This window comes from uncultured Sphaerochaeta sp. (genome assembly GCF_963676625.2).
Lineage (GTDB): Bacteria > Spirochaetota > Spirochaetia > Sphaerochaetales > Sphaerochaetaceae > Sphaerochaeta.
In genome coordinates this window covers 511,660-536,360 of the sequence record NZ_CAXXYB010000008.1, presented here as the reverse complement: position 1 = coordinate 536,360, position 24,701 = coordinate 511,660, and the positions used below count along the sequence as shown (strand labels likewise).

Below are 24,701 nucleotides of genomic sequence, written 5' to 3'. Positions count from 1 at the left end.
TCCCACCGGTCTCTATCGTATCGATACCGAAGGAAATTTCCTTGCCTTGAATAGACGTTTGTTACCATGTTTCATGCCTTGAACCCTGAAGTTCTTCTTTCCGATAACTATTTTTCCATGTTCAATGATCTTGATGAGAAACATACCTGGCTGGATATTATCAAGCGAGACAACACTATCCATGGTCTGGTCTATGAAATAGAGCGGATACGATGGTCAGGTAATCTGGGTTAGGGATACTGTTCGTGCCGTGCTCGATGCAAAGGGAGAACAGAAGTATTACGATGGTATCGGTTGAAGATATTACTTTTCAGAAAAAACTTGACGACAAGCTTTCGTTTCTTGCCACCCAGGATATCCTTACCGGTTTGCCAAACCGAAATTTTTTCCAGGATCAGGCCAAGCTTACAATCTCCCAAGCTCGATACAACGAGGATATCGTTGCGTTCTTGGTCATGGATCTTGACCACTTTTCTGCAATCAACGAAACCTATGGGTATAAGACCGGTGACCGGATTCTCCAGATTGTGGCAAATAGGACCAAGATTCAATTGAGAAAGAGTGATTTGGTATGTCGACTGGGAAGTGACAAATTCATTGCCCTACTCAACGGGATACGAAATCGAAGGGATGTCCTGGCAATTGCCAAGAAGCTAAACCAGGTATTTTCCACTCCCTTTACAGTTTTTGAAAAAGATATCACTGTATCGGCAAAGTATCGGCATTTCCTTGTTTCCCGAACATGGCGACGATATCAACACCTTGATCAAGCGAGCTGAGATAGCAACCTTTGCTGTCAAGGAACGGGAACGGGGTGGTTATATGATTTATACTGATGTTATTCATACTTCGTATGACGATGAAGACTAGGGGTAGTCATTGATTGGTTCCAGACTGGAAAATACACCACACTTTTTTTATTCCTGGTCTTCGTTTCTTGCGGAGTTGCCTTTTCACAATCCAATGCGTACCTGACAGGTCAGACAGGGCCAGCCAAAGGATTGGTGTTTTACGATAAGGGAGCAGTAACCGACGGAATGGCGTTATCTTGAGGTTTGTCCTTTCTCTGCACAGACGATGCTTCCTTGGGGAGTGCCAACGTTGTCTTCTTCAACTTCCTCGGCTATCGGGGCCGGAAAATCCAATACCGAGAAAATAGTGGCCAGGCAATCAAATAGGGGAGACTCGCCCTCCGCGGGCTGTTTACTGTGCAAACTTGGAGCTCAATGGATAATTCTGACTGGTTTCTCCCTTCCCAAGAGGAACTTGACCTGTTATACCGGCAATATTCGACCAACCAGCTTGGGGAATTCATGGGAATAGGTTATGGTTATTGGACTTCTACAGAGTATGATCAAAAAAGAGCCTGGGCCCAAGGGTTCTATGCAGGAGTGCAGGGAAGAATCGAAAAAACTGAGATGTTCCTGGTTCGTCCAATAAGGGCTTTCTAAAAATAAAGGTGGAAGATTTCTTCATGGAACTTACTATACTGGACAATGATTTTTGTATTTGTCAGGTCAGTAATCTGTCTGAAATAGACACTACCGATTCTTTTTGCTTTATTGCGAAGACTCTTGAAGAAATCTCGGTAGTTTGTTCTGTATCCCATGCGCCCAAAAATCCCCTTGCCAGGGATGATGGCTGGAAAGGGTTCAAGGTTGCCGGAATCCTGGATTTTTCCTTGGTCGGTATCCTGGCAAAGCTTTCCAATATCCTGGCAGAGAATTCCATACCTCTCTTTGCCGTATCGACTTTTGCTACCGATTATATCCTGGTCAAGGGCTATGTTCTTCGAAAAAGCACTCAAGGCACTTGAAAAAGCGGGATATACAATTGTATGAGAAGTGAAAGGTAGTAGAAAAATGGCTAAAAAAATAAAACTCTCGCTGGATGTGCTTTCTTTGGAATCCTGTACTGATTTTTCTGTCTGCCTACAGGAACTGTAGGGAATGGGATCTTTCCGTTTCTTCAAGGTATTTCAAAATATTTGTTTCGGTGATGCGGATATGTCAGGTCTTTCCTTTTCCCCAGGGTGGTGTTCTCTGGATGTTCGTTTGAGAACGCTTTGCTTGAGAAAACTTCTTTCATTGAAGTTCGATTTGAGTCTTGTGATTTTTCAAACAGGAATTTTTCAGACAGTCTCTTCCGGTCTTGTGAATTCATCGACTCAAAGGGCATCGGGGCAAACTTCGCAGATAGCAGGATGATTCAGGTCTCATTGAAGAATTGCAATCTGGATCTGGCAAATTTTACCGCGGTAAAGTTTGATACCTGTACGATTGCAAGAGGATCTTTCAAGGATGCTTTTTTCTGTGGATGTACTCTCAAGGATTTGCAACTCTCAAAAGTCAGTTTCATCGGGACTGATTTTTCCCAGACACCCCTGAAGGGAGTGGACTTTTCTGCCTGTGAGTTTTCTTCCATCCATGTCTCTCCCTCGGCATTGGAGCTCAAGGGAGTTGTTGTCGATCTTATCCAGGCAGCCGAGCTATCCAGGATGTTGGGAGTGATCAATAAAGAATGCAGATGCATAAAAAACCCAAGCTACTTTTCCCCGGAAGGAATTGCAACTTGGGTTTGCCTACTATGCTAGCTATTCTAGGTAATTGACGCCTTGAAGATGGCAAGTATCGAAGCTTGCAACATATCATCGAAAGCTTGTTTCGACTGTTGTGCAGACAACCCCTGTGCCAAAGCCCGTGAGAAACTGGCGATGAGCCCGGGGTTTTTTGTCAGACGCTGATTTGCTTCTACTTGGCTGTAGCCACCTGACAATGCCACTACCCGAACTACATGGGGATCTTTCATCAGATCCGAATAAAAGCCATCAATGGTGGGAATGGACAATTTGCACATGATTTTCGTTTCGTCTGGCAATGCTGCCAGATGGGCAAGAATCTCTTTCTTCAGGAGTATCTCGGAGGCTTCCTTATCCTTGCTGAAGATATCAACTTCCGGTTCAATGATAGGAATCAGTCCCTTTGCGGCAATTTGTTTTGCCAGTGAGAACTGTTGGTCCACGATATCCTTGATGCCCTTCATGTTGGCTTCTTTGATGACAGAACGCATCTTTGTTCCAAAAATATGTTTTTCGACGGCTCTATCAAGCAATTGGTCAAGGTTTGGGATGGGCTTCATGAGTTGTACCCCATTTTCAATGGCTGTCCATTCCCTTGTCAATTTTCAAGAAAGGCACAATGCCTTTTTTATCCCAGAGGGAAATCGGCGGTAAAGACATCCTCTATGGTTCGGTCCATGGTGTTCTCAAATAAGATGGCACCGAGTATATGTTCTGAGGAAAAAGCAGGACTGGTAATTATTCGTTTTCTCATTTCATGTACGAGGGAAAACATCTGCTCTTCATTTGTATAGGAATTCTTCTGAAACCCCATACTGGAGCAATGCCTTTGGTGTAACTTCCGCCACTCTGATCCAAGGCTGCTATAAAGCCTTTTCCTGTTTGCATGCGTTTCAATTGTTTTTTGTTCACTTGGTACTTCCTTCTCGTTAACACTACTAAAGGTAATGATTGCTTGGAAATAAATCCAGTGAAAAAGATTTTTTGATGATAGAAAAGTTGAAACAGAATAATCAGTGACCGAGCTACAACGTATTGTAGATACTACTGTCCGTTTGCTTCATCCTGCTCTTACAGGTATACATTGAAGAGTCTGCCTTGTGTATGATGCTGTTGAACTTTTCTTTTTTTCTGGGTATGAAGATGGAGAATCCGACGGCCACGCTATAGGTATCGGAAAATTTCCTTGTTTCGATTTTCGCGGCGAATCGTTGCAAGTTTTCTTCTGTTGTCCTGGGGATGAGACACACGAACTCATCACCTCCAATCCTGTAGATTTCAGCTTGGCTGGGCATCATCCTCTTCAATTTCCTTGGAGAAATGTTTCAGGACCCGGTCACCCTCTGAATGGCCGAAGGAGTCATTGATCTTCTTGAGATTGTTTACATCCATGAGCAGGACCCCTATGACTTCAATGTCTTTCTTTGTATCTATGATACCCTGGATCCTCTTTTCATAGGCACTCCGGTTTTTCAAGCCTGTCAGGGAATCGGTGAAAGCCATATCCAGTAGCATTTTCTCCTTGAATTTGTTTAGGTTGCCTTCCTTGATAATCTGGGCACTATGCCAGAAGAGAATTATTCCACTGAGTGACATCCCGATATGAAAAATAACGGCATTACGCAGTATTATTCCTAAAAATAGAAGCAACTCTTCACTGATGACTGATGCAAGGAGAATGAAAATGGCTAACAAGAAGGAGCCAAGGGCTTTGTTGCCCCTGGAATAATCAATACAGCTGGCAATAAAAAAAGCCAAGAGGAAAAGTACCAACGCGCCTCCTGCATAAATAAGCAGGTCCGTATATTGCATCATTCCCAGAAGCTGAAGAATTCCTATGAAAAACGTATGCTATGGGGAAGATGATCGATAGGTTGCAAAGTTTTTTTTTCAGTACTTCCCACTTGATAGGAAACACAGACAAACTTTGATAGAAAGAACGGAAGTAGATAGAGTGCGGCAAGACTGAAGTTCATGGGAATGGCAGGGTTTCGCATAAAGAAGAGTTTGCTGCAACTTTGGGTAAAGACCCAGGCTCCCAAGGCAATTTCTAGCCATCCGAAATAGAACAGATTGTCCCGTTCCTTTCCCTTTTCTGAACGTCAAGGCTACCACGACGGCATATGGCCCCCAAAAGGCAGAAGGAATAACCAAAGACAAGGGATGGCCATTCAACCAGCTGATCCAGAAGCGCTGAGGCTTTGCTTCCCAGTTCAGGTGCAGCAATATGTCCCGCAAAGGAATTGTTGGAAGAGAATACCATTCTCAGTACAAGTTTTTTTCCCCGTGTCCAGTCTGGCAAGCGGATAAAATGTGAGTATCCACCGCCATAGACCGGACGTATCCAAGGAGAACCTGTAGCATCGAACCGGTAAAGAGATTCTCCTTCTACAAGTACTTCAAGGGAGGTCATTCCCGTTTCCAGAGAGAGACAGGTATTGTGGTTTGGAAACTCAAGGGGAAGCGTAAGGGGAAGCTTCACAGGTCTTGCCTACAAGCTCACCCTTGATCAAATAGGGCAAGGTCTGATTCTCTGCTAGGGTTTTTCCGTCAATACGTATGGTCCACCCAGAATCAAGGAAAATATTTTTTTCGTTTTGCAGAGGTTCTGTTTGAAGAAAGGAATCAAAGACAACACAAACCAGGAAAATAAGAACTACCAATGCAAGAATTACAGACTGAATGATGTATCTGGTTGGTCCGAGATTCTTGGTATTCATTCGTCGATCTCTCCCTATAGGGCAGGCTATACACATCATAGCATGTCCTAGGGCATAACCTCAAAGGAAAAAGGGTACGGATGCAGTTGATTTGGTGAAGAGTTTTGCTATTTTTATGTTTTTTTACTTATAACACACCTCTGACAGTTTCTTTATATTCTTTTTGGGTGTCAAGAAAGAGAGTTTTCAATTCTTTGGCAGTTCCCGTGATATCAATGGAGGTCAAGAGAGCCGAAACAACTGCAACTCCATCTATTCCTGTTTTTGCACAACAGGGAATCGTCTGTTTGTTCATTCCTCCTATGGCTACGACAGGTATGGAGACTGAATTGGTTATGGCTTCAAGTTCTTCTAAAGATACCAATGTCGCATCTTTCTTCGTATTGGTCGAATACATTGCCCCGACACCGAGATAGTCTGCTCCTTCCTGTTCTGCTTGCAGGGCCTGTTGCTTGGTTTGTACGGAAACTCCGAGAAGCTTTGTGCTTCCCAAAAGTTTTCGTGCAAGGGCAACAGGAAAATCATTTTGTCCGACATGGACCCCAGCTGCATCCACACCCAGTGCAATGTCTATGCGGTCGTTTATAAGCAGGGGGATTCCTTCGCGGTCGCAGAGCGTTTTCAACTTATGTGCAAGGTTCAAGAAATCCTTGGACTCAAGTTCTTTTTCCCTGAGTTGCACGAGGGTGCAACCCCCTCTGATCGCTTGCTCTACGCATCGCTCCAGAGACCTGTTTTCTATGAGGTTGCTGTCCGTTACCAGATAGAGTGAGTAATCTATCTGGTTTTTCTCAAATTCCATGTTGTTTCTCCTTTTCTGACAAGAATGCAAAGAATACTGGTACAACACATGACCAAGCTAGTCGTCCCGACAAAACTGTCGAAGCTCAGCAAGGCTTGATAGAGCAGTACCCCCGATTAACCAAAGAATTACATTGTACGTGTCCCATTTTCTTTTTGGTTCTGGTTTTCTCTTGAGAATGAAATAATCGGTGAACAGCAAGGCATACAACGGTGAAAAGACAGAACCGATGAAATACAGGAAGTTCTCAAAGGAATCCAGGGGGACCAGGATTGATAGAACAAGGGCAAGAAGACATACCAACAAGGCCAATAGGTTTTCTTTCCACTTTCCATTCAGGTTGTGAGCGCTTACCCCAGCAGAAAATACATCCAAAAACGTCGTGGTGATAGTCGAGAAGAAGACAATGAACAGACCGGGAAGCCCAAGTCCTGTCGATACAAGTATCAGTGAGAGATCTGTTTCCCCATAGGTAAGTACAGCTCCCAGACCAAGGATGAACATGAAGGAACTGGCAATGAAATAGCCGATTACACTGTATAGGGGACCCTTGAAGGTATGTTTTGCAGAACGGGTGTAATCAGAGATGAGAGGAAGCCAGGATAGGCACATGGCCGCATTCAGTTCCACTCCCTGTCCAAAGGTAAGGGTTCCCGGCATCGTTGTTCCAGCTTTTTGTCCTTTCATGATGACTGTGGTAAACAGCAAGATACAGAACAGAAACAACAAGCCGATGACAACGGTGTTTATTTTTGCAAGGTTCTTGAGTCCGACCAACAGCCAGATTGCAATGCATATTCCGATTGCAATGCTCCAGAATAGTATATTGGAATATCCAAAGAGCAAACCGATTGCCTGGTCAAAGAGCTTTGCGCCATTTTCAATCATGATGGCAGCCCAAAGGACTAACTGGAAGATGTTCAGTATCGAGAATCCATAGGAGCCGTAGATACCGAAAGAGAATCGAGTGGATTCCATGGCGGTCATTCTTTCCCTTGATCCTATAAACCCGGCAAAAAAGAGTATTATCGATCCGATGAGGTGGCCCACCAGAATTGCTGCAATTCCCTTGGAAAAACCCAAGGGAGATAAGAGTCCTCCTGTAAGAATCTCTGCAATCGAAATTGCAGCACCGAACCAGATCAAGAAAAGACTGAATGATGATAGTTGCCATTTGTTATTGGACATCGATTTTCCCCCGTTCTGCAATTTGCTTTGCATCCAACATTCCTATTTGGTCGAGGATGGCACAATGAAAACTTCCTTCGCCCTTTTGGCTGCATTCTTCTTGTGCCAATTCCCCTGCCAGGCCCATGCAGAGTATTCCGGCTGTCGTTGCCATGAGCAGATCGGAAGTCGCCCCGCAACAAGTCCCTACCAATGAGGTACTCATGCATCCCGTTCCTGTTACCTTTGCGAGCCTGCTATGTCCGTTATGGATGGATAGGGTGCGATTTCCATCGGAGATAAAATCAGTTTTCCCGGTTATGGATACTATGCAGTTCAGTTGTCTTGCCAGGGTTTTCGCAAGTTCCCTTGCTACTTCACTGCTTGTCTCTTTATCGGTCTGTGAGGCATCGACGCCTTGTGTCTTTGAGGTAAGTCCTGCAAGACACCGAATTTCTGAGAGGTTTCCTCGAATTACGGAGGGTCCTACCTCCTCGAGGATTCGTTTTACTGCCTGGGTCCTGTAGGTTGAGGCTCCATTTCCTACTGGATCGAGAATGATGGGCAGATGCAATTCTTTTGCCTTTTTGCCAGCTTTGATCATGGATTCGAGCGTTCTTGCATTGATGGTGCCGATATTCAGGACCAAGGAAGAGGATAGGGCCGTAATTTCTTCGACTTCCTCGATTTCGTCTGCCATTATGGGAGATCCTCCCAGCTCAAGGACACAATTTGCACAGTCATTGACTGTTACATAATTAGTCAGGTGATGTACGATCGGCTTCTTTGTACGTACGGCTTGTAGCGTCTCTATAATTGCTTTTTCTATGGTAGTTTGCATGATGATTCCTTTATTGGGTAAGTCCTTGTTTGTAGAGTTTGTAGAAATGATTGGTAGGGCCGCATCCTTTCCCCAGTTCCAAGGCGTGCTCGATTGCCTCTGTTACATACACCTTTGCCTTTCGTATGGACTCGACCATATCTGTTCCCAGGGCCAAGTTTGCCGCAATTGCCGAAGAGTAGGTGCAACCCGTGCCATGGGTATTCTTTGTATCTATGCGATGTCCGGAAAAATGATGGAATTTTTTGCCATCGTACAGGACATCCGTAACATCCTCGATACGATGCCCTCCCTTGACAAGGACAGCCTTGGGTCCCATCAAGCATATTGCCTTGGCAGCTTCCTGCATGTCTGCAATGGTCAGTATCTTCTTTTGTATGAGCACTTCAGCCTCGGGAATGTTTGGGGTAAGGAGGTCGGCAAGGGGCAAGATTTCTTGTATAAGCGTCCCGACTGCATCCTCATCCATGAGGGAATATCCATTTTTGGCAACCATGACTGGGTCGATAACAACATTCTTCGGTGCATATTGCCTGATCTTTTTAGCAACGGATATCATGCAAGGAGCTTTTGAGAGCATTCCTATTTTTACTGCATCGACTGGGATGTCCTCAAATATGGCATCGATTTGATCAGCGATCATTGTTGGTGAGATATCTTCCACCCCGATTACCCGTGCGGTGTTCTCGGCCACCACCGAGACGATGACACTCATTCCATAGACTCCATTGGCAGCAAAGGTTTTCAGATCGGCTTGTATGCCTGCTCCTCCGCTGCAATCGGAACTCGCGATGGACAATGCTTGTTTCATACTTCTCATACTCCTTTTTATAAAAAAAGTGCCTACCCAGAGGGTAAGCACCTATTTCAAGTTCCTTGATGTGGTTGCTTCCCTACGCCAGTGTTAGCTGACAGGTTCAAAGGGTCAGGTTTTAGCCTTCTCAACTCCGAAGAGTCCCCCCGCGTTCAAAAAATAAATATAAAAAAAACTCCCCTGTAGGGAGCTGTATGAGTTGAATCAGTACTTTGCTTCCCTACGTCAGTATTAACTGACAGGTTCAAAGGGTCAGGTTTCAGCCTTCTCAACTCCGAAGAGTCCCCCCGCATGAATATGAGCCGAGTATAGGCAAGGGGAATAACTTTGTCAAGCTGAAACCTCCCGAGGATATTTTGGGGTATCCTTGTGTTACCTGGAAGAGTCCAATCAAAATAACTATGCAATTCACTAAAATAGTATGATGGTTTTTCTTGCAAATTAGTGGAGCTATGATATTCTTTGTATGTTAAGTGGTTCTATAAAAGAACCAGTAATGCCAGAAATGTTGAGAAAAACAAGAATATATACCCAGTATTGGTTCTAATAAAGATGCATATGATTGGTTTCTTCTTCACTTTTCTTTTTCGCTTTATACCCAAGTCACCTTGTTGCCTTGGATAGTAGAGATAGATGTTTTTATAGCCTAAGGAGGGTTATCTGATGTCAAAGAAAATTCTGGTATTGCTATGTGCTTTGGTTTTCGTAACGGGAAGCCTGATGGCCGCCCCAACTGCAGAGAAAAAACCGGAAACAAAACAGTTGCGGTTTATCGATGTATCTCCAAGTCCTACCCGGCAAGAGTACTTTACGAAGACATTTGAGAAATTCAAACAGGAAACAGGAATCTCAGTTGTCTATGAAAGTGTTCCCTGGGATGATGCGGCAAACAAACTTACCGTTCTTGGTGCTTCAAATCAACTTCCTGATGTTATGACTACCTGGGCTGGTTGGCTTGGACAATTTACCGAAGCTGGTTGGGTAGAACCCCTGACGGATTATATCGGGAATACTTCCTCTGAATATGCTTCAACGGTTACTCAATTGGTTTGGAAAGCAGAGAAAGAATTATATGGAAATATCTATACCATTCCTGATGGCATGATGGTAAAAGGGGTATTCGTACGTAAGGATTGGGCAAAAGACGCAGGTTTGAAGCTTGATCCCAAAAAAGGCTGGACCTACAGTGAATATTTTGACACAGTCTATAAATTGACTGATCCTGCAAAAAATCATTATGGTGTTTCTTTTAGAGGATCCAGAGGTGCTTTTGATCCCTTGTTCGTATACATGGAAAGCTATAATGGAGGCTCCGCCTACGCTGCTGATGGATCTGCCTTATTTGATTCAGCAGAATGTCTTGCAGCCTATAAACGATGGAATGCCTTGTATCTTGATGGATGTGCGCCAAAAGATGCTATCAACTGGGGATTTGTCGAAATGGTAAATAATTTTTGCGGAGGTTTGACAGGTACGCTTATAAATGATTCCGAAGTAGCAGCTACTTGCCTTGAGAACATGACTTCCGATCAATGGATGGTTATGCCCATGCCAAAGAGCGATAAGGACGGGAAAATCTACAATACGGTAAATTCCCCCTATGCCTATTCCATTTCTTCTACTTCAACGAATAAAGAAGCCTCTTGGAAGCTCATTGAATTCCTTACAAGACCCGATAATAATATTGAATATTGCAAACTTACTGGGTTGATTCCCATCAAGACTGCAGTCGGGGATGATCCGTACTATGGTCCCGAAGGTCCTTATGCCGCCTTTGTTCAACAACTCAATGATCCTGATATGGTAGTTCCCTGCGCTTTTGGGCCTTTCAGCTATACGGATATGCACCAGGGAGCGATGCATGAGGAGATGCAGAAATACCTGTTGGGTAAACAATCAGCAGAAGTTTCCCTTACCAATGTAAGCAAGGAATTGGGACGTCGCATGAAAGCCTACCTTGCAGAAAATCCTGGTTCTGCCGTCGAACAACCCAAGGGTTTATTCTAGGTCTTCAATGTATCGGTACTGCAGGTTTTGTCAAAGAAGGCCTGCAGTACAATTTTCAAATGGGCAATGAAAGGAGTGAGGTATATGGTAATAATCGTTTTCTATCTGGTAGTGGTTGCATTGCTTTGCATGCTGGGGATAGTTTTCATAAATAAGCATTTTCACCAGCATAACCGCAGGCAGCTAAGTCCAGCAACCAAACGAAAAATGGAACCATACCTATTCTTGTTTCCCACTATCGTTCTGCTTGTTCTTTTATTTGGATATCCTTTGGTCAACTGCAGTACCATGGCGTTCCAGAACTATAAATTGACTTCACCGGGTAATATCAAATTCAATGGATTCGATAATTTCAAAAAATTATTTTCTGAATCGGATTTCTCCCTGATTGTCAAAAATTCTCTTATTTATGTTTTTCTTTCCGTCTCCGGCCAATTTTTGCTTGGCCTGACTCTTGCCCTTGCCTTGCAAAAGCGATTCCCTTTCAGGGGCTTGTATCAAGCAATTATCTTTCTTCCCTGGTCATTCTCCGCTTTTGTCATTGGGTTGATGCATCGTTGGTCTTTTAACGGGGAATACGGGGTGGTCAATGATATACTTCTCAGATTTCATCTGATTTCTGAAAAGATTGCCTGGCTGGGCACCCCTGGTTTTTCCTTGGCAGTCGTGATTATTGCAATGATTTGGATGGGAATTCCTTTTTTTGCCATCATGATCCTTGCCTCTCTTCAATCAATTCCTAAGGAGGTTTATGAGGCTTCCTATATTGATGGATGCGGCGTGCTCCGTCGGTTTTTCGAGATTACCTTTCCCTATATCAAACCAACAGTCATCGTGACAATTCTTTTACGGACTATTTGGATTTTCAATTCCTTTGATCTCATTGTGGTGATTACGAATGGAGGTCCTGCAAACTATTCGCAGACGCTTCCGTCCTATATGTATACAAAGGCTTTTTCCAGCTATGATTTTGGGCTTGCTTCCGCCCTTGGCGTAATCTTGATGGTTTCACTTATCTTGTATGTAACCATCTTCCTCAAGGTAACCCAATATAATAAGGCAGGTGATTTTTAATGAAATATAAATATACAAAATTCCTGTTTGGCCTGGGAAGGGCAGTCCTTTTGGTCATATTTCTTCTTTTTGTCATTCTTCCGATATATTGGATGATTATTACCTCAATCAAAACGAATGGAGAAATAATCAATGCCCAGGAGATCACCTATATCCCCAAGGTAGTCACCACAGAGAATTACAACCAGCTTTTTAATCTGTATGACTATAAGGGTATGATTGCAAATAGTATCATCGTTTCGGTTGCGACTGGTCTATGTGTAACCATGTTGTCAATTTTTGGTGGATATGGGTTAGCCAGATATCGATTCAAAGGTAAGACGGCGATGCTTTTATTTTTCTTGGTTACCCAGATGATACCGGGAATCCTGGTAATCATTCCCTTGTACGTGATTTTTGCAAAACTTGGTTTGATCAATACCAGGTTGAGTCTTTTTTTCTATTATCTGATAAGCAATCTACCTTTTTGCGTAATTACCATGCGGAGTTTTTTTGAGCGTATTCCCTATACCCTTGAGGAAGCTGCCTATATCGATGGCTGTACTAAGATGAGTTGTCTTCGGCGTATAATATTGCCGGTTATGTTCCCCGGTATCGTTGCTGTTTTTGTTTTTGCTTTCATCGGGGCCTGGAATGAGTTGATAGCCGGTACCATTTTCATTAATACTTCAAATCTATGGACAATCCCTGTCGGCCTAAAATCCCTGATAGGAAAATATGATGTTAAATGGGGCGTGCTCATGGCTGGGGGTGTCGGTGCATTGTTGCCCACTGCCATTATGTTTGCTTTCATGCAGAAATTTGTAGTCGAGGGGCTTACCGCAGGTGCTGTCAAGGAATAACAAGGTGGAAAGGTATGAATGATACAGAAATCGAGCCTATTTCCAAGGATCTTTTACACGAGAAAGTCGCAGAAGCAATCCTTAGTTATATATATCGCAACGGATTGAAGATTGGGGATAAACTCCCTTCTGAACGACAACTGGCAATTGAGTTTGGAATTGGCAGGAATTCCGTCAGGCAGGGATTGTGTGCACTTGAGAAAGAACAAATCCTTGAGCGCTTGATCGGCAAGGGAGCCTTTGTCAAACGGGAGGTCTCTGCGGATTCAATCCAACTGAAACTGATGAAAGTCAACTATAAGGACTTGTTGGAGATAAAAATAAATCTTGAGCAACTTGCTATAAGAAGAGCAGCAGAAAGTGCAACACCTGAACAAATTGCAAAATTAAAAGCAATCGCGATTCAGTTGAATGACCTTGCTGACCAAGGAATTTTCTCCATAGCGGTCGATAGGAAATATCATTTGGCGTTGTTGGAATGCGGAGGCAGTCCAACCTTATCCCAACTTGTCATTTCCCTGATTGACTCCCTGGATTGCTATACCAATATGTTTGGTAATGTTTCTGGGATATGGCTCAAGACCATCTCCTATCATCTTGATATCGCCAATGCCCTTGAAAAGAAGCAAGTATCTTTTGCATTGGCAGCCCATGAATATATTTATCAATATGACATTACCGTTCTTGATCGCCTGGAATTGCAAAATATCCAGGGAAAAAACTCATGAACCAGATAGGAAATAGTATGGAAAAGAATGTTGGGAAATGGTGGAGCGAAGGAAAATTCGGATTGTTTATACATTGGGGGCTCTATTCTTTGCTTGCCGGTGAATACAAGAACCAAAAAACGGAGAATATAGCCGAATGGATTATGCATGATCTGCATATACCTTCCAAAGAGTATGAAAAATTGGCAACTCAATTTAATCCGGCTCACTTTGATGCCGATTATATTGTCAAGTTGGCAAAAGATGCCGGCATGAAATATATTGTTTTCACGAGCAAGCACCATGAAGGGTTTGCTCTCTATCACTCCAAGGTGAGTTCCTATAATTGCGTTGAAGCCTCACCGTTTGGCCGTGATCCTATTGCGGAATTCAGGCAAGCCTGTGATAAATACGGGATTGTATTGTGTCTGTATTATTCCCAGGCACAGGATTGGGACGATCCAGATGGCTGTGAGGATGGTATCGGTGAGGAAGGCAAGAATTTCCGCTCGTATCTTGATGCAAAATGCATTCCCCAGATCAAGGAATTATTGACAAATTATGGTGATTTAGGTCTTTTCTGGCTCGACACTCCCATGTATATGACTTTACAGGAGTCCACTGAACTACGAACGATTATCAAGGAACTTCAACCCCATTGTATGATCAGTGGCCGGATAGGTCATAGCTTGGGTGACTATATGACCACCGGAGATAATTTCATTCCACTTTTGCCCTATCCAGGGGCTTTTGAGGTTCCTGCGACCATCAACAGTACCTGGGGCTATAATAAATATGATGAAAACTGGAAAAGTCCTGAGAAAATTTTACGTTCATTGGTAAAAATAGTGAGCCGTGGTGGGAATTACCTGCTCAATATCGGACCAACAGGAGATGGTGACATTCCTCCTGAAAGCTTACAGGTCCTGTCTGAAGTAGGGGACTTCATGGCACTCAACGGGGATAGTATTTATGGAACAAAACCTATTCCTGTGTATCCCTATGACATCGATTGGGGATATTTTACGGGAAAATCCGGTAAATTATACATTCATATCTTTGAGGAAATGGAAATTGCCTACCTGCTGAATATTGCCAATAAACCTTTGAAGGCCTATCGGCTTTCTGATAAGTTGCCACTTTCATTGAAGGAAAGGACAACTTGTGAAGGCGATAGCAGTTGGTTGATCAAGTTGCCACCACGAAGGGAAAAGGAAATCGACCAGGTAATTTGCATTGAGATTGAAGGTGATACCGTCAGCTTTGAACCTATCAGGGACTGATCTGCTTTATTTCTAATTGTGTGTAAAGTTTTATAAATCATTAATATATAAGGAAATTAATAATGGACTTCCCTGGAAATATTCTTACGGATGATACCTATGATTTTATGGATATCGAGCGACCTGTGGCGGCTCCTTTATACCAAACGTCGCTTTTTACCTTTCCCAATGTGAAAGCTTTAAGAGAAGCTATTCAGGATGAGACCAAAACCCACCTCTATTCAAGGGGAAATAACCCCACCGTGGAAGCTGTTGAGGAACGGATGGCTAAACTTGAGGGAGGGGAGCAGGCGAAACTGTTTTCTGCGGGAGTGGCTGCCATTGCAAGCAGCATCCTGTCCTGCGTGAAACAGGGAGACCATATTATCTGTGCCAATGATTCCTATGTATGGGCAAAATATATCTGTGGTACCTATCTTGCCCGTTTTGGGGTATCTGCCACCTTTGTCGATGCAACAAATCTGGATGAAGTAGAGCGTGCAATTCAAAAGAATACAAAGGTCTTGTATTTGGAGAGCCCAAGTTCGATGTTCCTGCGTGTCGAGGATTTACGATCTCTTGCCTGCCTGGCAAAAAGTTATGGCATCACCTCTATTGTTGACAATACCTGGGCCACTCCCTTGTATCAGAATCCCTTGGCCTTTGGGATTGATCTTGTTGTGCATTCGGCCTCAAAATACTTGGGTGGACATAGTGATGTCGTTGCAGGTGTCGTAGTTGGAAGCCGAGTCCTCGTTGAAAGGATATTCAAGACAGAATTTCTTCCCATTGGGCATGTACCTGATCCTTTTCAAGCTTGGTTGATCCAAAGAGGTATGCGTACACTCCATGTCCGCCTACCCTATCACTATGCTTCAGCCTTGTCTGTCTGCGATTTCCTGTATGATAATTCAAAAATTGAACAGGTGCACTATCCAATGCATCCGAAAAGCAAATGGTATGATCTGGCCTCATCCCAAATGAGTGGAGGTTGTGGGTTGCTCTCAATTACCTTGAAATCAACTGACCGTGATAAGATCGAAGAATCAGTCAATAGGCTCCGGCATTTTCGTATCGGGGTGAGTTGGGGTGGTTATGAAAGTCTTGTATTTCCTTCCATGGCATCTCCAGGGGCCAATCCGTCGATGATCAGGTTGCATATTGGTTTGGAAAAAACCGAAACGCTCATTGATGATCTGGAACAGGCTTTTTCTGTTCTCTGATCGACTTTTGGAGAGATGTATGAATTTGAATTGTTTCCCTATGGTCCGAAGCGCAAAGCCTTTCTTGCGTTGGTGGTGGTTTTCAGGTGAACTTGAATACTTAGAGATTGAGGAACAACTCAATTGGATCAAGGAGAAAGGCTTTGGAGGCGTTGAGATTGCCTGGGTTTTCCCTTTGGCGGGAGCCAAGGCCGGACAAGGACCTTTTTTCCTTGATGAATCATGGTTCTCCTATGTTTCTTTTGCACAAGATCAATGCAAGAAGCGAGAGCTTGGTTGTGATTTGACCTTTGGTACGCTTTGGCCTTTTGGCGGGAATTTTCTTCCTGAGGAGTATTCCAGCAGAACTTTCAATGGCTTTTCTTCGCAACGTCTGAATAGATCCTGGGAGTCCCGATATTCCGAGGAACCTGGACGCATTCTCAATCATCTTGACAGCAAGGCTTTTTCCTTCTATGCCGATTTTCTCTTGACCCATGGTTTCAAGACCCTTTGTGAACAAGGGCCAGTATCTTTTTTTAGTGATTCCTGGGAAGTTGAAGTGGAGGGACTTTCCTATGGAGGTATTTTCAAGGATTTCTTTAGAAAATTTGGGTATTCCCTTGAACCGTACTTAGCGATGCTGAACGTTGATCAAGCTATTCGGTTTGATTACAGAAAATGCATTGCAGACCAAATACTTGAACAATTCTATCAGCCCTATGTTGATATGTGCAAAAAAAATGGGGCTTCTTCGCGTATGCAATGCCATGGTACACCCACTGATATCCTTGCAGCGTATGCTCTTGTTGATATACCTGAAACAGAGACCATGCTTTTTGATCCCGATTTTGCCTTGATTGCAGCTTCTGCCGCCGCCATATGGAATAAACCAGTGGTTTCCAGCGAAACCTTTTCCTGTTTGTATGGATGGGTTCCGAATACGGAAGTTCCCCCGGGGTTGGGGAAGGAAAAAATCGAGGACTTGAAATGTGTAGCCGATGCGCAGTTTGCCTGGGGCGTGAATAGGGTTGTCTGGCATGGAATGCCCTATAGTTCCAAGAAGAATCCCCATCATTTCTATGCAACAGTGCATCTGGGTCCGGATGGCACGCTCAATGGTTCGCTGTCTGCTTTTAATAGGTATCTGGAAGAGATGGGAACGTATTTGGCAAGAGGAAAAACTTTTTCAAAGATGGCTGTCTACCTTCCTCTGGAGGACCAATGGATGCTCGATGAGCTGCCTCCCGAATTGGTAAAACCAAGCAGTCATTATTATTGGGAGTTGCAAGAGTTACATATGCCTGATGAATTGCTCTCCTATAGACCTCTGTGGTTTTCTGGAAAGTGGCTTGAAAAAATTCACTTCAATGGAATGACCTTGCAGTGCGGTGACCAAGATTTCTCAGTTTTCTATTGCGATGCCGAATGGATGAGTTTGGATTCTCTGGCAGTATTGGAGAAACTGGCAAACCAGGGAGCCCCTATATATTTCAAGAAATTCCCAAAAGAACCTGGACAGGTAAAACATCAGGCATATGAACCTCTTCTTGCTTCTCTCAAAGCACATTCTATGAAAGTCCTTGATGTCATCACTCCGATTCTTGATTCCGAAATTCCTCTTGATTTTTGGTGCAGAAAGGAAGGAGATTGTTATTACCTTTTTATCTCGAACCCTGCCATGAGAAAATTACGGTACCCCATACCCTATGGGTTCAGTGCTTCTTGCAAAGGCTATGAGCTGTGGGCAGATTTCCATTCGCCCAACCAGATTTATCATCTACCACTTTCTTTTGCAAAATTGGATAGCCTTCTGTACAAGATTGATGACTTCAGTAAAACCGTTGAATTGATTGATACAGAGTGGAGAACTCCTGAAAAATGAACGATTTTTCCTAGAACTCCGCTTTGCTTTCAAAGCAGAGCGGTTCTCCTGTCACCGGATGGAAAAAGGTGATTTTTGAGGCATGCAAAAGCATCCGTTGCCCTTCTTCCTGTTTCCCGTAGAGCCTGTCGCCGATTATCGGGTGTTGCAATCCCTTTTCGTGCGCACTATGAAGCCTCAATTGATGGGTTCTTCCTGTTTGGGGAGTAAAGAGTACCCTGGTTGCCAATCGGTCTTCCTTGAAGTATTCCACCGTGAGTTTCTCCCATTTTGTAATTCCCCATTTTCCCTGGGCTTCGTCAAATACCTGACGGGGCCGATTTTCGATATCCAGACGGAACGGGAGTTCCACGACACCGGAATCAGAGGTAAGTACCCCTTCGAGTAAGGCAATATATTGCTTGCTGACTTTACCGTCCATGAATTGAATCGAGAGATTCCGGTGTGCCCTTGCCTCACAGCAGAGCACCAGCAGACCAGAAGTGTCCATATCCAGACGGTGGACCGCTGGTTGGTTGATGCAAGAAGGAAATAGTCTTTTTACCCGCGTTTCCACGCAATCCTGCATGGCTTCTCCCTTTCCAGGGACAGAGAGCATACCTGCTTTCTTGTTTACTACAAGCAGTGTCTCGTCACAATAGATGATATCCAGGCCAAGCATGGATGCAAGCAAGGGTTTGCACTTGTCATCGCATGGTCCATAAAAATGCTTATGGAGTTTCGATTGAGATCGATTGGTCTCTCCATAGTAAAACTCAGCCATACTTATTATCTGGAGGTTGTGCAAAAAAGCATAGTTAAGTAATTTGGGGGCGCAACAATCGCCAGTACCGGAAGGTGGTAGCTGGTTTTTAAAAATATCTGCGATGGTCGTATAGTTCCCATTGAGGCAACGAAATGCATATAAAGCGTAAATTTCTGCCAGACAGGCTGAGGAGAGTTCTTTTCGTCTTTGCCGAAGGAGCGTAGTTTTCTTGTTTGTCGCCTTGTTTATTTGGTCAGTCAAATCATGAATTGCGCTATCGTATCGAGCAACTACCACATTGAATCGTGCAACGTCACAGACAGGAGGTACCCAACCCTCGATATTCCATTTGCCATCATATTGTCCAGAGAAAGCCTTGAGAATGACTTCCTTTCCTTCTGGATCGAGGCACACCAAGACTCCGAACATCTGTCCCCTGGCTGGACCGAAGAGATAGGAAGTGGATATCTTTCCCTCGCTTTCGTAGTCGAGACAACCCTGTAAATCCAGGGACTCTTGTAATGCCTGGCAATATTTTTCGGCCAGTTGGGAGGGAAGGGGGTTGTTCATGAAAAGAAGATCCTTGTCTGTGTCATTAAGCTATATCGGCAAAAACCATTATAGCATACCGAGTTCTGTCAATTTGTTTCCCAGAGCGTCCAGGGTCGAGGATAACAACTCTTGTCCATATTCAGGGGTGCTGGTTCGAGGATCCTCACCTCGTACGCCCAGAGGCCATTCTTCCGGATTTTGCGAAAGTCGTTCCAAGGCAACCAGTTCAGGGTGTAGGGCAAGCATGAGGGAGGTTTCGTTTTTTCCTGCATGATCCATCTGGGTTTTCCAGGTACCTGGGGAAAAGTCACGCAAGGCGGAAACAAGCACGATATCAAACTGCTTTTCCCAGGTATCTGCCATTTCATTCCATACCTTTCGTGAAGGTCCGTGGCCATCGGCAACAATGCAACGAAATCCGGCTCGTTTTGCCTGGGCAAGGATAGCTTCTACAACCATGGTGAAAAGGCCTTTGGAAACCCAGTAGCAACTTCCTGTAAGTTGTTGGTTGGGCTGTGTCTCCTTGGCCTTGTCCATTCCCATGAGAGGTTGCCCGGTGGAGTCCAGCCCTATGCTGTCTGGGCCGATGAAAAGGGGAGGAAATACGATTCCCCCGAATTTTCTTGCCGCAGCTTCAAACAAATCCCGGGCTTGTATAAGATCGGAACCCAAGGCGTTCTGGAGGCCATGCCACTCCAAGGTTCCCAAGGGAAGATACCCAATAGGGTGTTCCCCAAGTCTTTTAGTAAATTCCAGGGGAAACAATTCCTCGTACAATACTGAATTCTTCATATGGCTTTCAGTGTCTCATGTCTTTGGGAAATCCGCAAGGATACGATTTCTCTAGCTTGCTTGCAGTTCGTTGTGCTTTGGTTTCTTGATGGTGAGGGCGAACAGGGTATTTATCAGTCCCAGGATCCCTGAAAGGGTAAACAACATCTCGATGCCTACTTGCTGCCAGATATAGCCTCCCAATAAGGCCACTACGACACTGATGAGATGGTTTACGGAAATTCCGGTGGTAATGGTAGAGGTCATCTCTTCCTGGGTATCCGCAATATCCTGCACATATACCTTGGAAGCCATGCTGGCCAAGGAAATTATTGAGTCGAGGACGAAATTTACACATACCACGATAAAGGCGACCTCCGGGCTGAACAATCTGTGGGCATACCCATAGAAGAAGCATACGACCATAAGCAGGAGGGTATCGGTTACCATGATGAACTTATATCCGAGGTGGTCGATCAGTTTCCCGATGAGTGGGGCAAACAGCATCCCAAATCCTGCGCAGATAGCCAGCAGGAAAGCGACCAGAGAGGTATCGGCACCATAGAACAAGATGAGTACATAGGGAGCGAAGGTAAGGAATACCTGTTTTCTTGCCCCATAGAAAATTTCCAGCATGTAGTATTTGGAGAATTTCTTGTTGAAATATATTTTACTTCGTTTTACGGGTTTTCCCTGGTCTTTTATGGTAAGGGCAATGAGGGTTGATCCGAGCAGCAGAAAACTGGCTATGAAAAATACTGTCTTGAATCCGGCTATTGAATTCTCGGGAATTCCAAGGTGACTCAGTACGGCAAAAATGATGGTTACTGCCAAGAAGCCGATGATATTGCCCCCGTTGCTGATACTGGACATGAGTCCCAGAGAGGCTCCACCTTTTCCTGGTTTTGCCATATCGAGGGACATTGAGTTCTTGATTGGCATAGTGATGTGCTCACCGGTACTGAAGACAACCATGAACAGGATGACTACAACCTTGGAAGTTCCTACCAAAAGCAAGCCCAACGTTCCTGCAAGCATGATTGCTGTCCCGATCTTGAATACCTTTGACTCAGAAAAACGGTACATGGCAGCCAAGATGAATACAAGGAGCAAGCCTGGGAGTTCCCTGAAGAATTCCACGATTCCTCGTTCAAATTTTGAAATCTGAACTATTTGGGCAAGATAATTGTCCTGGACTCCTCTATAGAATCCATAGGCAAGGCCTGAGCAAAGAATTACCAGGAGGAATTTGTTTCTCCTGGAATCACTTTTGTAAAGAGTGTTCAATCTTTCTTGGATAGTCATAGGTTTGAATATTCGTGAATATGGGGCTTGATGTCAATTAAATTTGACCTCAATTCCCTGTATTGAAGAATATTGGGATAGAATTACAGAAACGTATCAAGGCAGGACCTGGCTTTTTACCTTTCCAAGACAATGAAGGCTTTATAGTTTCTGGAAGATTCCCTCAGTTCCGAAGCCAAAGGTACCGCCGGCGATCACCGCGAAATGGAACTTTGCAATTCCCATATCAATCGGATCTGTTGCCCGGGACCCGGGGACGGAGGCCGTGACTTTTTCTTGGCCATACTTGAAACGTACTCGTTGGCTATTTATGGCAGAGGGGGCTTTTTGGACAGCCTCGATTCCTTTTGTGAACCATGTTGGAACAACTCCTTCGGCAGTATAGAATTTTTCGACAGCAAGGGTTTTCCTCTTCAGGGTATGGATGATTTTTTGTTTCAGGGATTGGTTATCGGCGATATTGCCAATGGATATGAGTGAAAGGATTGTCTCACCCTGCCCGACAGAAAGCAAGCTGTTCTTCTTGTCGTAGGTGCCGGCGATCCAGCAGGTTCCCAAGCCCAGGGAAGTTGCTTCCAGAACCAATTGCTCCCCGAAGTATCCGGCACGTTCCGAGAGGTCAGGGACCTCCTTCAATCCTTTCACTACGAGAACCGATCCTACATTCTTGAACATTCCATAGCTCTTGAAGGTGGAAAAGATATCTCCGGCGTCATCAACCCAGGAAATATGCAAACCGCTTTCCTTGTTTATCTCTTCTATTTTGTTGATCAGGTATTCCCTGGTCTTATCGGCGATGGGTTCCGTTGAATAGGTTCGGATCGATTTTCTGTGCTCGATGGCAAATTGGTAGTCTGGTTGCATATTGGTCTCTTTCCTTTATCAATCGGGGGATAAGCTCAAGGTCCGTAGGTACCTTGAATATACGTATAATTTATAGAATGGTCCAATCCTTAATGTTTCAAACAAGTGGAGAAACTTGGAGAGGTGTTGCAATTTTTGCAACGGGGTCATCAACCAAGAGTCGTGGGCCAAAGAAACGTATGCCAAAGAGGCCTAAGGGAGCGGTCAGCAAGATTGAAACCACGGCAATTGCCAGGATTTGCTGGCCTTCTGGCATTCCATAGCTAAGGGCGACTCCCCCAAGAGCTGCTTGTACGGTAGCCTTGGGAATATAGGCGATCATGCAAAAAATTCGTTGTTTCCAATTCAAATCTGAAAAGCTTGTTGCGATAAGTACTCCAAGGGATCTGAAAACCAGACCAAGGAGGATGACAAGCACGCTTTTCAGACCAGCCTGGAATACGGTGGTGATGTCAACTGAATATCCGATGAGCACAAACAACGTGATCTCTGCAAATATCCAGATCTTTGATAGCTTCTGTGATAATTCATGGGCGGCCGGTTCAAATTTTTCAAGCAGGACGAATCCCAGGGTCATCAGGCTTAGCAGGCCTGCAAAATGAAATGCATCGCCTACCTGTACAAGAAATGAACCGCAAACCAGTATGATGAGGGTTTTTTCCGTTGCCCTGATGTTGGTGTAATGTTTTTTGAACAGAAAGGTCAGCAACAGGCCAATACCGATTCCCGCGGCTATTCCGATGACAATCGAGACTGGTATCGCGCCGATCGATTTGAGGACATTGACGGAACTGCTTCTGGCAAGACCGATGAAAATCGTAAATAGGGTAATTGCCAATACGTTGTCCACCGAAGCTCCTGCAAGGATAATGGTGGGAACTACCTGTTGTTTTTCCGAGATCTTGCCTTGACTTTCCAGCATGGAGGGAACCACTACCGCCAGGGAAACCGCAGAAAGCATGAACGCGGTCAATCCTGATACCTGCCAGGAGAATTTGAAAAAGAATTGGAACAGGAACGTCAGGGCTGTTCCTTCAAGAAGACAGGGAATGAATGACATTGCAATTGCTGTTTTTCCTACTTTCTTGAGCGTGCTTTTCTTGAGGCCCAGACCAGCTCGGAGCAAGATGACAATGAGTGCAAAGGATTTGAGGAATGGGGCAATTTCCCAGAGAACGGCAGGAGTATGGGACGTAAGGAAATAGGAGCAAGCGATTCCAAAAAGCACCATGCCCAGGATAGAGGGTAGCCTGAGTTTGGAAAATAGTTTGCCCGATAGCCAACCACCGGCAAGTATGATAACGAAAAGTTGTGATATTTGTAGCATATGCACTGTTCCTTGCCTCAAGCAGGGACACCTGCCCTGTATGAAGATTCATCAATCTTGATACAGGAGTCATTGGCTGTAACAACAGCGGTTAATGGCGAACTCCACCGCCAGTGTGTATGATGTACTTTAAATGGCAATATTAGTCAATTCATGCGGGATTGCCTGCCGTTCTTTTCAAGTTTCTTATGATGGTTTCTCAGGATATTCTGGTTTCTTTCTGTTCTTTCAAAGCAGGTTGAAAGCATGAAAGACATAGGGTTGGGATGAGGACGGTGATATCGGTGGAACGGTGATATTTCAAAGTAAGCGAGACAATGGGCATGATGCAGAAATCTTTTAGCTTGTGATTTGCTAGATTGTATAGCCGGTCAGTCAGAAATTAGTGTATATTTAGCAAAGATTGATTTAATATATCTTATAAGAAATAAAATAATTTTGAGGAAAATGGAATGCTTGATAAAAGGTCTCTGGTCGACCAAGTCTATGAAACAATGAGAAACGACATTCTCCAACTCCGTTTCCCTCTCGGAAGCAGGATCAACGTCAACGAATTGCAAACGAAAATCGGTGTCAGTTGCACGCCGATCAGAGAGGCGGTGAACAGACTTCAGCTGGAAGGGCTCATCAGTTATAAAAACAATTTTGGAGCTTCGGTTCTTTCTTTGGACGTCCATGATGTCGAGGAAATCCAGGAATTGGCCATGACTTTACATTGTGCAGCAATAAAGCTTTCGCTGAAGCGGAGCGACCCCGAAAAAACCGCGGAAGAACTCGAAAAATACAGAAAGGCTTTTGCCGTTGCAAAAACACCAGAAGAGCAGGTAACCTCAGTGCACCTTCTCATCGGTGTCTTTTACCACACCTGTGGAAACCGCCGGCTCGACAATACCATGATATCCATGCAGGGGCTTCAACTTCTGCTGCGATACATATATGCCGCCGAAGGAATTCATAAGGAGGATGACCTTAGGGATTTTGACAATATGATTGGCTGTGTGAGGAAAAGCAATGCCGATGGAGTTTGCGAGTCTCTGAGAAAAACGACTGACCGGATGACTCCTGGTATTCTTTCTTATATTGCAAGGGTGGGAAAATAAAAAATTAATTCTTGGGTTTTATCTGTGAATGCCGCATCCTGGATCTGGGTGCGGTTTTCTAATATGTCTAGGCAATCTCAACCAAAAGTATAGCATTACACTCGGAAACTGCAAATTTTCCGCCAATTTTACTTGT

General features: G+C 44.3%; 28 protein-coding genes, 1 pseudogene and 3 riboswitches. Of the genes and pseudogenes, 13 read left to right on the top strand and 16 right to left on the bottom strand.

Going from position 1 to position 24,701, the window contains the following annotated elements:
• Window positions 1-78: 78 nt before the first annotated feature.
• Window positions 79-234 (top strand): hypothetical protein, encoded by a 156-nt coding sequence (locus tag ACHZBG_RS13145; protein WP_320129921.1) that lies wholly within the window; start codon window positions 79-81, stop codon window positions 232-234.
• Window positions 235-284: 50 nt separating this feature from the next.
• Window positions 285-779: a GGDEF domain-containing protein gene (locus tag ACHZBG_RS13140; protein WP_320129920.1), complete on the top strand. Its 495-nt coding sequence runs from the start codon at window positions 285-287 to the stop codon at window positions 777-779.
• A 264-nt stretch (window positions 780-1,043) separates the two neighbouring features.
• Here the strand turns inward: ACHZBG_RS13140 and ACHZBG_RS13135 are convergent, their stop codons facing one another.
• Window positions 1,044-1,214, bottom strand: a complete 171-nt coding sequence (locus ACHZBG_RS13135) for a hypothetical protein (RefSeq protein WP_320129919.1) — start codon at window positions 1,212-1,214, stop codon at window positions 1,044-1,046.
• A 12-nt stretch (window positions 1,215-1,226) separates the two neighbouring features.
• Here ACHZBG_RS13135 and ACHZBG_RS13130 point away from each other — a divergent pair, with 12 nt between their 5' ends.
• The 3 genes from ACHZBG_RS13130 (at window position 1,227) to ACHZBG_RS13120 (ending at window position 2,593) form a co-directional block, all read left to right on the top strand.
• On the top strand, window positions 1,227-1,451 hold the full coding sequence (locus ACHZBG_RS13130) for a hypothetical protein (RefSeq protein ID WP_320129918.1): 225 nt from the start codon (window positions 1,227-1,229) through the stop codon (window positions 1,449-1,451).
• A 23-nt stretch (window positions 1,452-1,474) separates the two neighbouring features.
• A complete protein-coding gene (locus ACHZBG_RS13125; RefSeq protein WP_320129917.1) occupies window positions 1,475-1,816 on the top strand; it encodes an ACT domain-containing protein in 342 nt (113 codons plus the stop codon).
• Between the two features lie 216 nt (window positions 1,817-2,032).
• Window positions 2,033-2,593, top strand: coding sequence for a pentapeptide repeat-containing protein (locus ACHZBG_RS13120; RefSeq protein WP_320129916.1), 561 nt, complete (start codon window positions 2,033-2,035; stop codon window positions 2,591-2,593).
• A 5-nt stretch (window positions 2,594-2,598) separates the two neighbouring features.
• Here the strand turns inward: ACHZBG_RS13120 and ACHZBG_RS13115 are convergent.
• The 10 genes and pseudogenes from ACHZBG_RS13115 to thiD all read right to left on the bottom strand — a co-directional run bounded on the left by ACHZBG_RS13115 (window position 2,599) and on the right by thiD (window position 8,919).
• Window positions 2,599-3,490, bottom strand: a pseudogene (locus tag ACHZBG_RS13115) (fructose bisphosphate aldolase).
• Window positions 3,491-3,603: 113 nt separating this feature from the next.
• A complete protein-coding gene (locus tag ACHZBG_RS13110; protein WP_320129913.1) occupies window positions 3,604-3,876 on the bottom strand; it encodes a diguanylate cyclase domain-containing protein in 273 nt (90 codons plus the stop codon).
• Window positions 3,857-4,393, bottom strand: coding sequence for a diguanylate cyclase domain-containing protein (locus ACHZBG_RS13105; protein WP_320129912.1), 537 nt, complete (start codon window positions 4,391-4,393; stop codon window positions 3,857-3,859). Before ACHZBG_RS13105 ends, ACHZBG_RS13110 begins: the two co-directional genes overlap by 20 nt.
• Before the next feature lie 20 nt (window positions 4,394-4,413).
• Window positions 4,414-4,575 carry a hypothetical protein gene (locus ACHZBG_RS13100; RefSeq protein WP_320129911.1) on the bottom strand — a complete coding sequence of 54 codons (162 nt, stop codon included), beginning with the start codon at window positions 4,573-4,575 and terminating at the stop codon, window positions 4,414-4,416.
• 53 nt (window positions 4,576-4,628) lie between these two features.
• The gene (locus ACHZBG_RS13095; protein WP_320129910.1) at window positions 4,629-5,060 is read right to left on the bottom strand and encodes a hypothetical protein; all 432 of its coding nucleotides are present in this window, start codon (window positions 5,058-5,060) and stop codon (window positions 4,629-4,631) included.
• Window positions 5,032-5,298 carry a hypothetical protein gene (locus tag ACHZBG_RS13090; RefSeq protein ID WP_320129909.1) on the bottom strand — a complete coding sequence of 89 codons (267 nt, stop codon included), beginning with the start codon at window positions 5,296-5,298 and terminating at the stop codon, window positions 5,032-5,034. The genes ACHZBG_RS13095 and ACHZBG_RS13090 overlap by 29 nt, the downstream gene beginning before the upstream one ends.
• 127 nt (window positions 5,299-5,425) lie before the next feature.
• Window positions 5,426-6,100, bottom strand: a complete 675-nt coding sequence (gene thiE / locus ACHZBG_RS13085; RefSeq protein WP_320129908.1) for a thiamine phosphate synthase — start codon at window positions 6,098-6,100, stop codon at window positions 5,426-5,428.
• 57 nt (window positions 6,101-6,157) lie between these two features.
• Window positions 6,158-7,321, bottom strand: coding sequence for a putative hydroxymethylpyrimidine transporter CytX (gene cytX / locus ACHZBG_RS13080; protein WP_320129907.1), 1,164 nt, complete (start codon window positions 7,319-7,321; stop codon window positions 6,158-6,160).
• Window positions 7,278-8,108 carry a hydroxyethylthiazole kinase gene (gene thiM / locus ACHZBG_RS13075; RefSeq protein WP_320129906.1) on the bottom strand — a complete coding sequence of 277 codons (831 nt, stop codon included), beginning with the start codon at window positions 8,106-8,108 and terminating at the stop codon, window positions 7,278-7,280. Before thiM ends, cytX begins: the two co-directional genes overlap by 44 nt.
• Window positions 8,109-8,118: 10 nt before the next feature.
• Window positions 8,119-8,919, bottom strand: coding sequence for a bifunctional hydroxymethylpyrimidine kinase/phosphomethylpyrimidine kinase (gene thiD / locus ACHZBG_RS13070; protein ID WP_320129905.1), 801 nt, complete (start codon window positions 8,917-8,919; stop codon window positions 8,119-8,121).
• Window positions 8,920-8,980: 61 nt separating this feature from the next.
• Window positions 8,981-9,080: riboswitch (TPP riboswitch) on the bottom strand.
• Between the two features lie 41 nt (window positions 9,081-9,121).
• Window positions 9,122-9,221: riboswitch (TPP riboswitch) on the bottom strand.
• A gap of 364 nt (window positions 9,222-9,585) precedes the next feature.
• Between thiD and ACHZBG_RS13065 the strand changes: the two genes are divergently transcribed.
• The 7 genes from ACHZBG_RS13065 (at window position 9,586) to ACHZBG_RS13035 (ending at window position 17,901) form a co-directional block, all read left to right on the top strand.
• Complete coding sequence (locus tag ACHZBG_RS13065; protein WP_320129904.1) at window positions 9,586-10,929, top strand: sugar ABC transporter substrate-binding protein; 1,344 nt, start codon at window positions 9,586-9,588, stop codon at window positions 10,927-10,929.
• 84 nt (window positions 10,930-11,013) lie between these two features.
• On the top strand, window positions 11,014-12,003 hold the full coding sequence (locus ACHZBG_RS13060; protein WP_320129903.1) for a sugar ABC transporter permease: 990 nt from the start codon (window positions 11,014-11,016) through the stop codon (window positions 12,001-12,003).
• Window positions 12,003-12,845, top strand: a complete 843-nt coding sequence (locus ACHZBG_RS13055; RefSeq protein ID WP_320129902.1) for a carbohydrate ABC transporter permease — start codon at window positions 12,003-12,005, stop codon at window positions 12,843-12,845. The genes ACHZBG_RS13060 and ACHZBG_RS13055 overlap by 1 nt, the downstream gene beginning before the upstream one ends.
• Window positions 12,846-12,859: 14 nt before the next feature.
• Window positions 12,860-13,573, top strand: coding sequence for an FCD domain-containing protein (locus ACHZBG_RS13050; RefSeq protein WP_320129901.1), 714 nt, complete (start codon window positions 12,860-12,862; stop codon window positions 13,571-13,573).
• Window positions 13,574-13,590: 17 nt separating this feature from the next.
• The gene (locus tag ACHZBG_RS13045) at window positions 13,591-14,835 is read left to right on the top strand and encodes an alpha-L-fucosidase (RefSeq protein WP_320129900.1); all 1,245 of its coding nucleotides are present in this window, start codon (window positions 13,591-13,593) and stop codon (window positions 14,833-14,835) included.
• A 62-nt stretch (window positions 14,836-14,897) separates the two neighbouring features.
• Window positions 14,898-16,037, top strand: a complete 1,140-nt coding sequence (locus tag ACHZBG_RS13040; RefSeq protein WP_320129899.1) for a PLP-dependent aspartate aminotransferase family protein — start codon at window positions 14,898-14,900, stop codon at window positions 16,035-16,037.
• A 19-nt stretch (window positions 16,038-16,056) separates the two neighbouring features.
• The gene (locus ACHZBG_RS13035) at window positions 16,057-17,901 is read left to right on the top strand and encodes a glycosyl hydrolase (RefSeq protein ID WP_320129898.1); all 1,845 of its coding nucleotides are present in this window, start codon (window positions 16,057-16,059) and stop codon (window positions 17,899-17,901) included.
• A 10-nt stretch (window positions 17,902-17,911) separates the two neighbouring features.
• Here the strand turns inward: ACHZBG_RS13035 and ACHZBG_RS13030 are convergent, their stop codons facing one another.
• From ACHZBG_RS13030 to ACHZBG_RS13010, 5 genes are all read right to left on the bottom strand, one after another.
• Window positions 17,912-19,216: an RluA family pseudouridine synthase gene (locus ACHZBG_RS13030; RefSeq protein ID WP_320129897.1), complete on the bottom strand. Its 1,305-nt coding sequence runs from the start codon at window positions 19,214-19,216 to the stop codon at window positions 17,912-17,914.
• A 48-nt stretch (window positions 19,217-19,264) separates the two neighbouring features.
• Complete coding sequence (locus ACHZBG_RS13025) at window positions 19,265-19,990, bottom strand: creatininase family protein (RefSeq protein WP_320129896.1); 726 nt, start codon at window positions 19,988-19,990, stop codon at window positions 19,265-19,267.
• Window positions 19,991-20,041: 51 nt separating this feature from the next.
• On the bottom strand, window positions 20,042-21,274 hold the full coding sequence (locus ACHZBG_RS13020) for an MFS transporter (protein ID WP_320129895.1): 1,233 nt from the start codon (window positions 21,272-21,274) through the stop codon (window positions 20,042-20,044).
• A 141-nt stretch (window positions 21,275-21,415) separates the two neighbouring features.
• Window positions 21,416-22,138, bottom strand: a complete 723-nt coding sequence (locus ACHZBG_RS13015; protein WP_320129894.1) for a nitroreductase family protein — start codon at window positions 22,136-22,138, stop codon at window positions 21,416-21,418.
• 97 nt (window positions 22,139-22,235) lie between these two features.
• Window positions 22,236-23,465 carry a cation:proton antiporter gene (locus ACHZBG_RS13010; RefSeq protein ID WP_320129893.1) on the bottom strand — a complete coding sequence of 410 codons (1,230 nt, stop codon included), beginning with the start codon at window positions 23,463-23,465 and terminating at the stop codon, window positions 22,236-22,238.
• Window positions 23,466-23,521: 56 nt separating this feature from the next.
• Window positions 23,522-23,586: riboswitch (Fluoride riboswitch) on the bottom strand.
• Between the two features lie 331 nt (window positions 23,587-23,917).
• On the opposite strand from ACHZBG_RS13010, the gene ACHZBG_RS13005 reads away from it, so the two are divergent.
• A complete protein-coding gene (locus ACHZBG_RS13005; protein ID WP_320129892.1) occupies window positions 23,918-24,565 on the top strand; it encodes a GntR family transcriptional regulator in 648 nt (215 codons plus the stop codon).
• Window positions 24,566-24,701: the final 136 nt, after the last annotated feature.

Bases quoted from the DNA above. Each gene is read 5' to 3' on its own strand.
- ACHZBG_RS13130 (WP_320129918.1), top strand. From the start codon at position 1,227: ATGGATAATTCTGACTGGTTTCTCCCTTCCCAAGAGGAACTTGACCTG.
- ACHZBG_RS13015 (WP_320129894.1), bottom strand. From the start codon at position 22,138: ATGCAACCAGACTACCAATTTGCCATCGAGCACAGAAAATCGATCCGA.
- ACHZBG_RS13125 (WP_320129917.1), top strand. From the start codon at position 1,475: ATGGAACTTACTATACTGGACAATGATTTTTGTATTTGTCAGGTCAGT.
- ACHZBG_RS13050 (WP_320129901.1), top strand. From the start codon at position 12,860: ATGAATGATACAGAAATCGAGCCTATTTCCAAGGATCTTTTACACGAG.
- ACHZBG_RS13060 (WP_320129903.1), top strand. From the start codon at position 11,014: ATGGTAATAATCGTTTTCTATCTGGTAGTGGTTGCATTGCTTTGCATG.
- ACHZBG_RS13055 (WP_320129902.1), top strand. From the start codon at position 12,003: ATGAAATATAAATATACAAAATTCCTGTTTGGCCTGGGAAGGGCAGTC.
- ACHZBG_RS13065 (WP_320129904.1), top strand. From the start codon at position 9,586: ATGTCAAAGAAAATTCTGGTATTGCTATGTGCTTTGGTTTTCGTAACG.
- thiE (WP_320129908.1), bottom strand. From the start codon at position 6,100: ATGGAATTTGAGAAAAACCAGATAGATTACTCACTCTATCTGGTAACG.
- ACHZBG_RS13005 (WP_320129892.1), top strand. From the start codon at position 23,918: ATGCTTGATAAAAGGTCTCTGGTCGACCAAGTCTATGAAACAATGAGA.
- ACHZBG_RS13035 (WP_320129898.1), top strand. From the start codon at position 16,057: ATGAATTTGAATTGTTTCCCTATGGTCCGAAGCGCAAAGCCTTTCTTG.
- cytX (WP_320129907.1), bottom strand. From the start codon at position 7,321: ATGCAAAGCAAATTGCAGAACGGGGGAAAATCGATGTCCAATAACAAA.
- thiD (WP_320129905.1), bottom strand. From the start codon at position 8,919: ATGAAACAAGCATTGTCCATCGCGAGTTCCGATTGCAGCGGAGGAGCA.
- ACHZBG_RS13040 (WP_320129899.1), top strand. From the start codon at position 14,898: ATGGACTTCCCTGGAAATATTCTTACGGATGATACCTATGATTTTATG.
- ACHZBG_RS13090 (WP_320129909.1), bottom strand. From the start codon at position 5,298: ATGAATACCAAGAATCTCGGACCAACCAGATACATCATTCAGTCTGTA.
- ACHZBG_RS13045 (WP_320129900.1), top strand. From the start codon at position 13,591: ATGGAAAAGAATGTTGGGAAATGGTGGAGCGAAGGAAAATTCGGATTG.
- ACHZBG_RS13100 (WP_320129911.1), bottom strand. From the start codon at position 4,575: ATGCGAAACCCTGCCATTCCCATGAACTTCAGTCTTGCCGCACTCTAT.
- ACHZBG_RS13030 (WP_320129897.1), bottom strand. From the start codon at position 19,216: ATGAACAACCCCCTTCCCTCCCAACTGGCCGAAAAATATTGCCAGGCA.
- ACHZBG_RS13140 (WP_320129920.1), top strand. From the start codon at position 285: ATGGTATCGGTTGAAGATATTACTTTTCAGAAAAAACTTGACGACAAG.
- ACHZBG_RS13020 (WP_320129895.1), bottom strand. From the start codon at position 21,274: ATGACTATCCAAGAAAGATTGAACACTCTTTACAAAAGTGATTCCAGG.
- ACHZBG_RS13105 (WP_320129912.1), bottom strand. From the start codon at position 4,393: ATGATGCAATATACGGACCTGCTTATTTATGCAGGAGGCGCGTTGGTA.
- ACHZBG_RS13025 (WP_320129896.1), bottom strand. From the start codon at position 19,990: ATGAAGAATTCAGTATTGTACGAGGAATTGTTTCCCCTGGAATTTACT.
- thiM (WP_320129906.1), bottom strand. From the start codon at position 8,108: ATGCAAACTACCATAGAAAAAGCAATTATAGAGACGCTACAAGCCGTA.
- ACHZBG_RS13010 (WP_320129893.1), bottom strand. From the start codon at position 23,465: ATGCTACAAATATCACAACTTTTCGTTATCATACTTGCCGGTGGTTGG.
- ACHZBG_RS13110 (WP_320129913.1), bottom strand. From the start codon at position 3,876: ATGATGCCCAGCCAAGCTGAAATCTACAGGATTGGAGGTGATGAGTTC.